Origin of the sequence: Neolewinella persica DSM 23188 (assembly GCF_000373105.1) — a bacterium.
GTDB lineage: Bacteria > Bacteroidota > Bacteroidia > Chitinophagales > Saprospiraceae > Neolewinella > Neolewinella persica.
Genome location: NZ_KB890420.1, coordinates 49,119 through 60,293, shown reverse-complemented (window position 1 = coordinate 60,293; position 11,175 = coordinate 49,119). Strand labels below are relative to the sequence as shown.

Genomic DNA, 11,175 nt, shown 5'->3' with positions numbered 1-11,175 from the left:
GCCCCGGCGGCTCCGTACCCAACGCCCAGCAGACCGACTGCGAACTTTGTCCAGCCGGCACCTACGATAATGGGCAAACCTGCGTCAACTGTCCCGATGGCTCCAGTTCTGGGGTTGGCTCCACCAATTGTACAGGCTGCGAAGGGATATTGCCAGTCAACCTACTATCCTTCACGGCAGAGGCTTCCGCCGATGACATTCGACTTGATTGGGCAACTAGTGCCGAAATCGAATTCAGCCATTTTATCCTGGAATTATCGCAAAATGCACATTTCCTTCCCATCGCCCGGGTATCCGGGGAAGGCAGAAATGGCCTTGGTGCGACCTACACCTACAATCACAAGGCAAGCTATAATGGCAGCTATCTTTTTCGCCTGCGGCAAATTGATTTCGATGGCACCGAAGTATTATCACAAACAGTCCATGTTGAGATTTCAGGAATTACCGGCATCTCCGTTTTCCCGAATCCCGCAACCTGGCAATTTTGGATTAAGGGGCCTGTAGATTCCGGAGAACTTCAGATTTACTCCCTGGCTGGCCAGCACATGATGACCACTGCCGTTCCTGATGAAACCGGATTTATGATTAACTGTCGCGATTGGCCCAGAGGAGTGTACCTCCTGCTAGCTGGAGGCAAGCAAAAGCGGATCATTATTCAATAGGCCCAGTTGCATCGTTCCGGAATCGGAGCTACTCAATTCATGAGTGTAGAACAAATTACACAGGCCAAAGTCGTCAGACCAACTTTTTAACGGGTACGCCAGGCTAAAAGAATTGGTCGGACGACCTCCCAGGCCATTGTGCGCCATCTGACGGATCGTTTTACCTGACGCAGTCGGTAAAATTCCGTCCGACGGCTTCTGAGGTAGCATCTTGGTGCAATTTATTATTCACACCAATTTATCGGCCTTATTGCTTTTTTATTAAAATCTAAGTAATTTGGAGAGTAGAAGCAGGAAGCCCGGCAGGAATTGCCCTGAATAGATTATCGGCCATTATACTTTCCAAATAGATTCCAACATGAGGACAATTTCCAAATGGGCACATCGAAACCCCGTCAAATCAAGGTTTTTGATCGCAAGTCTTCAATTATTGAGCATCGTGAACGCAATCCTCCTGGGCGTACTGCTTTATCTGGGAGACTCGCCAGTCTCCACTATTCCCACCGTCTTGCTCACGATTATCTTCACAACTACTTTCCTACTATATCCTAAAGCAAAAAGGAGGTTGACCAGTAAAAAGTATCGACAGCAAAAGCTTTGCGATTTTACACTCGTGCTTTCTGGCGCACTATTCCTGGCTTTTAGTGTGAGCAACTTCCTGGCGACACCATCCGTAAGTCACTTGGTATTGGAAGAAGAAATTCAGCCAGTCGTTCTGATGGCCGCCTTGGGCCAGGCAAACGAATCTGTAGTGTTAGCTTCTCCTACCAAGGCCGAAATACGCAAAACGAGAAGGAGCCAAATCAAAGAACTGAAGGCGACCATCAAAGCCTGGAAAAAAGAGCATAAGGGTGATAGAAAAACGAGCAAATTCGGGCAGATAATGCTCATTGTTTTGGTCATCATGGGAGCTGTGCTGGCTGGACTAGCAGTAGCAGCACTTTCCTGTTCGCTGGCCTGCTCGGGTGCGGAAGGACTGGCCATTATTGTGATGTTGGCTGGCGTTGGTGGAATTATTCTCTTATCGGTTGTACTAATCAAGAACATTATCGGCGCAAACGGTCCTCCAGCCAGGCCTGTCCAGCACAGTTGACTTCCTGAATCCATTCAAGCTTAAGCAAACTGCCCCTGAAGCGTTTCATTGCCCTGCTGCCGCCACTGAACATACCGCCGCAAAAGCGCAAACCCCGTCATCATCATCCAGGTACCTTCCAACACGATGAACGGTACGTACTGCATCATCATCGAAGCAGAGCAAGCCAGCCCGGCACCTACGAAATTAAGCGACAGGTAAAGGAGGTTCTGCGTATCGACCACTTTACGCAGGTTCAGGAAAAAGGCGAGGAGGATGAGGGACACGCCGATGGCGCCAATGTAATCGGTAGTGGTCATGATGGAGCTGATTTTTACTTTCCAGTGTTTACACTTCAACGCTAAAAACGTTTTCTCAGCCCTTGTCAAAATTCAGTTGTCCTACTGCTTCATCAGTTTAACAGTAGCACTCCGGATGCCGCTTGTAAACGTTGCGATGTACATACCAGAGGCTAAGTCATTAGTAGACCACTCCAAGCCAGCTCCCAATTTCCCTTTCCGGACCACACGTCCGGTCACGTCCCGCAGGCTTACCGTTATGGATCTGCCGGTTTGGTTGTCGGAGGGGAGGAAATTTAGTTGGGTAGTGAAGGGGTTGGGGTAAGTTTTGATGGAGACGTCGGTGCTGAGATTGGTGACGGGCGTTAGCCAGACGTTGCAACCGGGCAGGTCGCCAACGCAGTAGTCTCTTAGTTCAAAGATGCAGCAGGCAATTAGCTGAGGTGGGCCTGAAGTCGGGCCGTAACTTTGAGACCCGACCCCTTCGTAATATTTTTCACCACTTGCTACTTGCACCCGTCGTTCCTCCCCAAAATGGTTTTCGTACCTTATTTCATTGATTACCAACGGGCCGCCGAAGTCTCCAAAGTTTACCCCACGAAGTGTGTCACCTTCACTTAAGGAATAATCATGTAGTAGTGTATCCGGGCCGAAGATTATCATGTCGGGGCTTAAAGTCTTGATTCTTCCGAAAACCTGTCGTTGTTCCACTTCATCTCTTAACAAAACGATCAGTTCTCTTCCGGGAAATACCCGGTAAGGTCGCACTAAGGATGGATCGGTATGTTCATCTTGAATATGATCAATTACTCGGCGATAAACTTTTTTGTAGGAGCGGCCAGCTACCGTGGTATCACCTTCAATACTGTGGACAAAAGAGATGTAGGGATAATGCCTTGTTTCGCTGTCTCTGATGATCCAGTTGGCCTCTTCTAGGGGGTAGGGAGGTAAGGCTCGTCCTGTGCCCTCAGAAATGCAGTAGATCCGAGAAAGCTGAAAAGCGTTAAAAGTAAAAGGTGTTTCATGGTTCATCGTTTATAAAAACGCCGAACTGCCAGCAACTGGTGTTCGTCAGCAACAGGGAAAAAGTGCAACCCGGAAGGCAACCCACCCACAGCAATATCCATGGCGTTACTGCTCACCGACCCGGACTGCAAGATACGGCCATCACTACCCGTGATTGTGTAATTTGACCGACCAGGTGATAGATTCATCCCGGAAATTTCGAGTTGGAGTACCTCCTCTATCGGGTTGGGGTCAATTTGAACAGTTACTCCCGGCCAACTCAATACTACAGTGTAATCTAAGTATTCGGTGCTTTTTACTCGTCGCGTAGCGACTGCACTTGAGTTGCCTGGGACAAGGAGGAACGACGCGGTCCCAGGTAACGAAAATGCCCTTTTTATCTGACGACGCTTAGCGTCGTACCGCTAGCGGTCAGGCCGTTACCCCGGACTTCGTCCAGGGTAACTGTTGTGTATTCGCTACGCGAAATTTGGGGCCCTCTAAATTTCTAAAAACTTAGGTTACACTTTACAACTTCCAGGTTAAAAACTGGCCGCATCAGATGTATCGTGTCCGAAGTACAACCTGGCTCAAGGTTACCATGTGCACCAAGTTTTACGACCCGACTACGCAGTAAGCCGCCAACATCATCGCCGCCCACTGCCAGTCCCGGATACCGTAAATTCCAAACCTCCGCATAGTCTGACGTGTTAGCAGGAAGTATGCGAACGTTCTTATTTTTTCTTCTGCTGATTTTCCTTAACGCCTGCAACTCCGGCACCGGTCGTCAGGAAATTGACCTGACGGATCAGACCTCCGCCAACCCCGTCGACGGTATAGGGCACTATGTCTACGCCCTCTCTCTCCCACAATCGATCAAAGCTGGGAATACCCTGGAAATACAGATGGATTGGCGTACCGTCGGCCCCGCAGACATTCGTAAACGCTACGACATGGAAGTACGCCTCAATGGCCCGGCCAGCAAGGTATTTCGGGTAGATCAGTCCCTGAATACGGTAGGGGAAGCTAACCTTATCAACTGGATCAACTACTTCTTCCCCCTTCCGTCAGACTTCCCAACTGGAACCTACCAAGTAGAAGTTCGGTTACTAGATGAGACACGGGAGGGTGGTGTAGTTCCCCTGGGATTCCGGCCAGAAATGGCCGTAGGAGATGGATTTTATCAGGTGGCTACCGTACTGGTGGAGTAGACATCCCTGACATTTAGTTTACCTCGCTGTTTCCTGGAACTGAAAAACCCTCGCCGGTTGAGTAAACAAAAAAAGCGCACGCCAGGATTGACCCCCCGGCATGCGCGACCAAAGCTAAAAAGGTGTGATTGCTGAGGCTGGGGCCTAATCGGGCACCAGACTTAGCACAGTTAAATCATTAATTATTTTATCGGATGTTTTAGAAGAGTTGCAGGTGTTACAAGGGTTGCAGGCGTTGCATACCGTAATCACAAGTGTCGTGACACCTGCAACTACTGCAACCCTTGCAACCAAACGTCGACGTTAGTCGACGTTGTCGTGCAAGTACCGGTTATCCCGGCGCAGCGGCATCTCTTCGTTATCGCTGATGCTCCAGCGGCTCATTTCCACCTGATCGCTCGGGGCAACGTTGTCCAATTGGATGTTGCGACGCAGGTAAGCCGGCTGGCTTTCCAGTTCGTTCACCACCTTGGGGTTGCTGAGTTTCGGCAGTTCGGTGCGGTTACGCAGGGCGGCGCGACGCTCTTCGTCGCGGGCCTCCAGCTGGCGGCGCTGCGCTTCGCGGCGTGCTTCTTCTTCGTTCTGTAGGAAGCTGTTCGTGAAGCTGCGTTCGTCGTTGCGGGTGCGCGGGCGCAGCCGCGCCTTGGCTTCTTCCAGGTCTTCGAATTCAAAGGTCGTAGTGTCCTTATTATCGCGGTTGTAACCTACGGGGTCGTTCTCTCCGGTGATGTCCTCCAGGCTGACGCGCGCTTGTGGCTTATCGTCCTGCTTGATGTTGTCCTCGTCGAGGTGAACCACCTTGCGGTCCGTTCCGCTGGCAGTGTAGATGGATTTCTTCTCACCGAATCCGGTAGCGATCACCGTTACACTGAGCTTATCGCCTAAGCTTTCGTCGTAGCAATTACCCCAAATGAGGTCTGTACCGTAGCCAGCTTCTTCCTGTACGAATTCCGTGATCTCGAAGATCTCGTCCATCGTCACCTCGCGGGTACCGCTGGTGATGTTGAGCAGAATATGGCGGGCACCACGGATGTCGTTGTCCTCCAGCAGCGGGCTGTGGAGTGCCTGATCTACTGCCTGGCGCGCACGGTCGTCGCCGTCGGCGCTGGCCGTTCCCATGATGGCGACACCACTTTCGCGCATTACGGTGTTGACGTCTTCGAAGTCAACGTTGACGTAACCAGCAACGGTGATGATCTCTGCGATGCCCCTGGCGGCGGTCGTCAAAATATCGTCGGCTTTAGCAAAGGCTTCGCTCAGGTTCAGGTTACCGTGGATCTGCCGGAGTTTGTCGTTAGAGACAATGATCAGGGTATCCACGTTTTCCTTCAGTTCGTTGAGGCCTTCCATACCGTTAGTAGCACGGCGGCGACCTTCGAAGGTGAAGGGCAGGGTCACGATTCCCACCGTCAGAATACCCATTTCACGGGCAGTTTTGGCGATGATCGGCGCAGCTCCGGTCCCCGTACCACCGCCCATTCCGGCAGTGACAAAAAGCATCCGGCAATTGTTGTTGAGGTACTTGCGCACCTCCTCAATGCTTTCTTCACAGGCCATCGCGCCCACGTTGGGCTTGGAACCTGCTCCACGGCCTTCCGTCAGGTTCGGGCCGAGTTGCATCTTGGTGGGCACCGGGCTCAATTCCATGGCCTGGTGGTCCGTATTACAGATGGCAAAATCTACGCCGATGATGCCCTGGCTGTACATGTGGTTCACGGCATTGGAGCCGCCGCCACCGACGCCGATTACTTTGATGATGGGAGATTCTCCCTGGGGGAAATCAATTTTCATAATTCTATTATTTACGCCCGTCGCGCTAAATCCTCAGCAAGGTTCACACCTCTGAAAACCCCTTTTTGTTCGGATGTCTGTCGGGCTAAAGCGAAGTCGAAACTCCGTATTTGTTAATTTGATTGAAAGTTATTTGCGGAGCGTTTTTGGGGCGCGGCCGCAGGATGCAAGGGAAGGTTTTGGAGGAGCAAAGGCGGGAAGGGGCAAGCCCTGCCCGTACGGTGCTATCCGGGTCTTTCCGTAAGGGAAGGGCTCGCCCCTTCCCCCTAGCGCGCAGCGCTAGAAGTCGCTATCAGGTTCTGCCTCAAACCATTCCTTAGTCTTCTTGAAGGCACTCTCGAACCAGGTGGAGCCTGCGCCCACTGCTTCCTGTTCCTTCGCTTGCTCCTGCGTCCGCGCCTGCTCTGCTGCTTCGGCTGCTGCCTGGGCTGCTGCTTCTTCCTCCGCTTTCTTCTTCGCAATGGAAGGGAAAATTTTTCCGGCATCGAGGTCAGCAAAGCCCTGCAGCAAAAGACCAACGCCAGTAGCGTAGATCGGGCTGGTGAGCCGCTCCTGGTAACCATGAGCGAGGTGCTCAATCGGTGTACCGATACGGGCAGTCATGCCAGTGTGCAGTGCCGTGAGTTTGTCGAGGTCCTTCAGTAGCGCACCACCACCGGTCAGCACGATGCCGCCAATGAGCTGCTGTCCTTCGAAGCCCGCACGGCGGATTTCCCACATGACGTGGTCGAGGATCTCCTCGGCCCGCGCCTGGATGATGAGCGCCAGGTTCTTCTCGCTGATCTCTTTCGGATCACGGCCACGCAAGCCTGGAATCACGATGAGGCGATTCTCAAATACTTCGCTGGCCAGGGCCGAGCCGTAGTTGACTTTCAATTTCTCAGCGTGGTGCTCCATTACGGTACACCCCGATTTGATGTCTTTTGTGAAGACGTTACCACCAAAAGGAATCACTGCCGTATGGCGAATGATGCCGTCCTGGAAAATGGTAATGTCAGTAGTACCACCACCGATGTCGACAAGGGCCACGCCGGCCTGCTTCTCGTCTTCGTACAGCACAGAAGCTGAGCTGGCAATGGGCTCCAGCGTGACGCCGGCCATTTCCAGTCCCGCGCGCTCTACGCAACGGCTGATGTTGTTACTGGCCGTGATCTGGCCGGTGATGATGTGGAAATTGGCTTCCAGGCGACCGCCCGACATGCCGATGGGATCCACGATCCCCTGTTCGCTGTCCACGGTGTATTCCTGAGGAATTACGTGGAGAATTTTGTCGCCCGGAGGCAGCACCAGCTTGTGCATATCACTGATCAGCCGATCAATGTCGCGCTGGCTGATCTCCGACTGCGCATTGTCCCGCACCAACATGCCGCGGTGCTGCAGGCTCTTGATGTGCTGGCCGGCAATGCCGACATGAACGACGTCGAAGGACATACCGCAGGACTGTTCCGCCTGGGCACGGGCTTCGCTAATGGCACGGACCGTTTTCTCGATATTGGAGACAACGCCGCGCATGACGCCCTCGGATTCGACCTTGCCGGTGCCGAGGATTTCCAGCCGTCCGTGTACGTCACGCCGTCCGACGAGGGCGCACACTTTGGTGGTGCCGATATCTAAAGCGGCAATAATTTGAGTTTGAGTGGTATCAGTCATAATAACATCCGGTAAATTAAAAAAAAAGGGTTAGTAAATGGTCTTCGGGACTAGGGTCATTAGTCTGGTCCGAAGACGGTTATTGAGTTAATGAGTTGGTGAGTCACTCCTATCGTTTACGAGCAATCACCTGATCCGAGAAGCGCAAGTCAAAGCTTTTGTACTTGCGCCACCCTTCGTAGGGAAGCCCTTCACGATAGAAGATCTTTAAGCGACGGAGGCATTCCAACGTCTTTGTTTCGTGGTAGCGACCGAGGTAGATTACCTGGTCACCGACTTTCGGAGCGAGCACCAGCTCGCCCTTTGTGTTTACGTAAATCTGTTCCACCAACGCGCCGAGGAAATCATCTGCACGGAGGTATTGAGCCAGCTCCACCAGTTGGCGGAGTTGGTGGTCTTTGTCCGCCATGAAGTTATCAGACCACAAGACGATGTTCCCCGTTGCCACGGGTACCCGGGCGGTGTAGCTTTCGCTGAGTGGCATCCGGGCGCCGACTTCGTCGAAGTAATAATTCTGTCCACTTTCGGCAATGATCCGAAGCAGGGGTACCCGCTGGGTTACGGTGATGTTGAGTTGTAGGTCATCGTCGATATAAGCATCGGCATCCGCTACGAAAGCCTGGCCTTCGAGCACCGTTTCTACGCGTTCGACATCAATATCGCTTAGGCTCAATTCCGCCATCGGCTTGGTAAAGCTGGCGGCAAGCCGGTCCAGCAACTCCTGTTCGGTTACCAGCGCTTCCCCATCTTCCAGCGGAAGGATAACTGGCGCAACCGTTTTCACGTGGGAAGCCTCCCGGGCAGAGATGGCAGAAATAGCCAATACCCCAATGGCAATCGCGATAACGATCCATCCGTAAGCACGTACGCCCATTACGAAGCTGAGGGCCAATGCGACCAGCTTATTTGGTTGTGTCTTAGCCATGGGTCAGGGTGTTTTGGTGTTGAGCAACTATTTTCGGTACCAGTGCGTCAATATCGCCGGCACCCAATAACAGCAGCACGCCGTCTGCAAGTTCCGCAGTTGCGATCAGCAACTGTTCATCGGACAGCAACCTGCGATTTGTAGAATTCATTTTCCCATAGATCGAACGACTGGTGACCCCCGGAATGGGCTCTTCCCGCGCTGGGTATATCGGGATCAGAATTGCCTCATCCAGCAGATCGAGGGCTTGCGCAAAACCTGCGGCGAAGTCCTGTGTACGGCTGAAGAGATGGGGCTGAAAAACGCCACGGATCGTTTTATCCGGGTACAGTTCTTTTGCGGCAGAGATCGCTGCGGTAAGCTCTGTCGGATGGTGTGCATAATCATCGATGATAACGATCTTATCCGTCTTCAGCTTCGTCTCGAACCTTCGGGCAATACCCTTAAAAGTCGCGAGGCCTTCTTTCAGGGCAGCTTCGCTCCCACCTGCAATGCGGGTTACGGCACTAGCAGCCAGGGCATTCTCAATGTTGTGCCGACCGGGCAGTGCCGTACGGATGTCGGTGATCAGATGACCATCCGGTTCCTTGAGGTCAAAGTGGAAAGCACCGTCTTCCACCCGGATGTTGTGTGCGTTATAATCGCCAGCACCGATGCCAAAAGTTATGGTCGTAACGTGATCAATCTCCGTAAAATGATCGGCCAGGTCGTAGCGGATAAGTAGTTTACCACCTTCCCGGATCTTACGGGCGTAAGCCCGGAAACCAGTTTCCAGCATATTGGCGTGATCACCATAGATGTCGAGGTGGTCGGCGTCGCAAGACAAAACGACGGCAATCGCCGGATCAAGCTGCAGGAAGCTGCGGTCGTATTCATCCGCTTCCACCACTACCCAGTCGGAAGTACCATGTACGTAGTTGCTGGAGAAATCCCGTGGGATTCCGCCGAGGAAGGCGGAGGGTTCCAGACCGGCAACGTTCATGAGGTGGGTCGTGATGGTGGTAGTTGTTGTCTTACCATGGGTGCCTGCGATGCCGACACAATCCATGCCACGGCTAATGAGGCCGAGCACCTGGGAACGTTTCAGCAAAGTGTAGTCTCCCGCCTGCACCTTCGCCAATTCGGCAAAGGAGGCCGGGATGGCCGGCGTCCAGACCACCAGCAGATCATCGGCGGATACTGGAACCAGGGCCACATTGGCGGCACCATAGTGAATGGTGATGCCTTCACTTTCCAGCGAGCGGGTCAGCGGTGTTTCTGTTTTGTCGTATCCGGAAACCTTCAGTCCGCGGCTATTAAAATAGCGGGCGATGGCGCTCATCCCGATGCCACCTACACCGATAAAGTAGACTTGTTTAAGGTCAGCTAACTGCATTAGTTGGCGGATTTTTGGGAGGAGGAAATAAGGTTCAGTACTTCGTTGGCGATGCGGGTTACGGCACCGGTTTGGGCCATAGCACGTGCGTTTTGGCCTAGTTCTTTTCTGCGTGCTTCGTCGTCGAGGAGTTCGTAGACGGTGGGCACCAGTTTTTCGGTTAAGTCTTTGTCGGCCACCAATACGGCTGCGTCCCGCTCAGTCAGTGCCCGGGCGTTCATCGTCTGGTGATCTTCCGCTACCCAGGGGCTGGGCACCAGGATGGTTGGCTTGCCGAGGAATTGGATTTCGGCGATGGTGGTAGAACCCGCCCTACCGATCACGACGTCAGCCTTGGCGTAAGCCTGCTCCATGTCGTCGATGAAGGCGGAGATGGTGACGTTGGGGAGCTGCGCGGAAGCGCAGTCTTTGAAAGCTTCATAGTAGGCGGTACCACATTGCCACGTCCATTGCACCTGCGGCCGCGCCCCTAAAATCCTGGTGCTGTCCCGCAATGCTTCGTTCATGCTTCTTGCGCCGCCGGAGCCGCCCATCAGGAGGATGTTAGCTCGTCGGCCGAGGCGCGACGAGAGAGCTGACTCGTCCGCCGAGCGGTTAACACCCAGGTTAGCGGACGAGTCAGGCGCAAGCGCCGCCTCAGCCGACGACCTTACCCGCTCCAGCATCTCCTCCCGCACCGGATTACCCGTTTCCACGAGTGCTTCCTTCGGGAAGAATTTTTCCATACCCGGGAAGGCGACACAGATCTTATCCATGTGCTTACCCAACCACTTATTGGCCAGACCAGCAAAGGCATTCGGTTCCTGGATCAGGGTAGGTACGCCCATCTTCGCCGCTGCGTAGAGTACGGGGCCACCGGCATAACCACCGGTCCCCACCACCACGTCGGGCTTAAAGGCCTTGATGATCTTCCGGCTCGTCCAAAGACTGTGGATGACCTTGAAGGGGAAGCTCAGGTTATCGAGCGTCAGCTTCCGTTGCAGGCCGGAAATCCATAGCCCTTTAATCTCATAGCCCGCTTTCGGTACCTTTTCCATTTCCATCCTGCCCGCAGCCCCCACAAACAGGAACCGGGTATCGGGACGGAGCCGTTTCAGCTCGTCCGCAATGGCGATGGCCGGGTAGATGTGCCCGCCGGTGCCGCCCCCACTTACGATTATACGCAAGGGGCTCGTGCTATGTCCC

10 protein-coding genes are annotated in these 11,175 nt (G+C 53.4%); 3 read left to right on the top strand and 7 right to left on the bottom strand.

The window, feature by feature from the left end; genetic code table 11:
* On the top strand, positions 1–662 hold a 662-nt coding region (locus tag B036_RS28295), incomplete at its 5' end, for a T9SS type A sorting domain-containing protein (RefSeq protein WP_020567857.1).
* A gap of 409 nt (positions 663–1,071) precedes the next feature.
* Positions 1,072–1,755, top strand: a complete 684-nt coding sequence (locus B036_RS0106340) for a hypothetical protein (protein WP_157472057.1) — start codon at positions 1,072–1,074, stop codon at positions 1,753–1,755.
* Positions 1,756–1,775: 20 nt separating this feature from the next.
* On the opposite strand, the gene B036_RS28290 is transcribed toward B036_RS0106340, so the two are convergent.
* Together B036_RS28290 and B036_RS0106330 are read right to left on the bottom strand one after the other, a co-directional pair.
* On the bottom strand, positions 1,776–2,054 hold the full coding sequence (locus B036_RS28290) for a CBU_0592 family membrane protein (RefSeq protein ID WP_044101992.1): 279 nt from the start codon (positions 2,052–2,054) through the stop codon (positions 1,776–1,778).
* An 81-nt stretch (positions 2,055–2,135) separates the two neighbouring features.
* Positions 2,136–3,065 carry a T9SS type A sorting domain-containing protein gene (locus B036_RS0106330; RefSeq protein WP_020567854.1) on the bottom strand — a complete coding sequence of 310 codons (930 nt, stop codon included), beginning with the start codon at positions 3,063–3,065 and terminating at the stop codon, positions 2,136–2,138.
* Positions 3,066–3,760: 695 nt separating this feature from the next.
* On the opposite strand from B036_RS0106330, the gene B036_RS0106325 reads away from it, so the two are divergent.
* A complete protein-coding gene (locus B036_RS0106325) occupies positions 3,761–4,249 on the top strand; it encodes a hypothetical protein (protein WP_020567853.1) in 489 nt (162 codons plus the stop codon).
* A 303-nt stretch (positions 4,250–4,552) separates the two neighbouring features.
* Here B036_RS0106325 and ftsZ read toward each other — a convergent pair whose 3' ends face one another.
* From ftsZ to murG, 5 genes are all read right to left on the bottom strand, one after another.
* Positions 4,553–6,040 carry a cell division protein FtsZ gene (gene ftsZ / locus B036_RS0106320; RefSeq protein ID WP_020567852.1) on the bottom strand — a complete coding sequence of 496 codons (1,488 nt, stop codon included), beginning with the start codon at positions 6,038–6,040 and terminating at the stop codon, positions 4,553–4,555.
* Positions 6,041–6,319: 279 nt separating this feature from the next.
* The gene (ftsA, locus tag B036_RS0106315) at positions 6,320–7,690 is read right to left on the bottom strand and encodes a cell division protein FtsA (protein WP_020567851.1); all 1,371 of its coding nucleotides are present in this window, start codon (positions 7,688–7,690) and stop codon (positions 6,320–6,322) included.
* 109 nt (positions 7,691–7,799) lie between these two features.
* Positions 7,800–8,615: a cell division protein FtsQ/DivIB gene (locus B036_RS31720; RefSeq protein WP_020567850.1), complete on the bottom strand. Its 816-nt coding sequence runs from the start codon at positions 8,613–8,615 to the stop codon at positions 7,800–7,802.
* Entirely contained in the window at positions 8,608–9,990 is a 1,383-nt protein-coding gene (gene murC / locus B036_RS28280) for a UDP-N-acetylmuramate--L-alanine ligase (RefSeq protein ID WP_020567849.1), read from the bottom strand. Before murC ends, B036_RS31720 begins: the two co-directional genes overlap by 8 nt.
* Complete coding sequence (gene murG, locus B036_RS0106300; RefSeq protein ID WP_245557447.1) at positions 9,990–11,156, bottom strand: undecaprenyldiphospho-muramoylpentapeptide beta-N-acetylglucosaminyltransferase; 1,167 nt, start codon at positions 11,154–11,156, stop codon at positions 9,990–9,992. The genes murC and murG overlap by 1 nt, the downstream gene beginning before the upstream one ends.
* Positions 11,157–11,175: the final 19 nt, after the last annotated feature.

Excerpts from the sequence above, each read along its gene's own strand:
- ftsA (WP_020567851.1), bottom strand. The coding sequence starts at position 7,690 with ATGACTGATACCACTCAAACTCAAATTATTGCCGCTTTAGATATCGGC.
- murC (WP_020567849.1), bottom strand. The coding sequence starts at position 9,990 with ATGCAGTTAGCTGACCTTAAACAAGTCTACTTTATCGGTGTAGGTGGC.
- B036_RS31720 (WP_020567850.1), bottom strand. The coding sequence starts at position 8,615 with ATGGCTAAGACACAACCAAATAAGCTGGTCGCATTGGCCCTCAGCTTC.
- B036_RS28290 (WP_044101992.1), bottom strand. The coding sequence starts at position 2,054 with ATGACCACTACCGATTACATTGGCGCCATCGGCGTGTCCCTCATCCTC.
- B036_RS0106325 (WP_020567853.1), top strand. The coding sequence starts at position 3,761 with ATGCGAACGTTCTTATTTTTTCTTCTGCTGATTTTCCTTAACGCCTGC.
- ftsZ (WP_020567852.1), bottom strand. The coding sequence starts at position 6,040 with ATGAAAATTGATTTCCCCCAGGGAGAATCTCCCATCATCAAAGTAATC.
- B036_RS0106330 (WP_020567854.1), bottom strand. The coding sequence starts at position 3,065 with ATGAACCATGAAACACCTTTTACTTTTAACGCTTTTCAGCTTTCTCGG.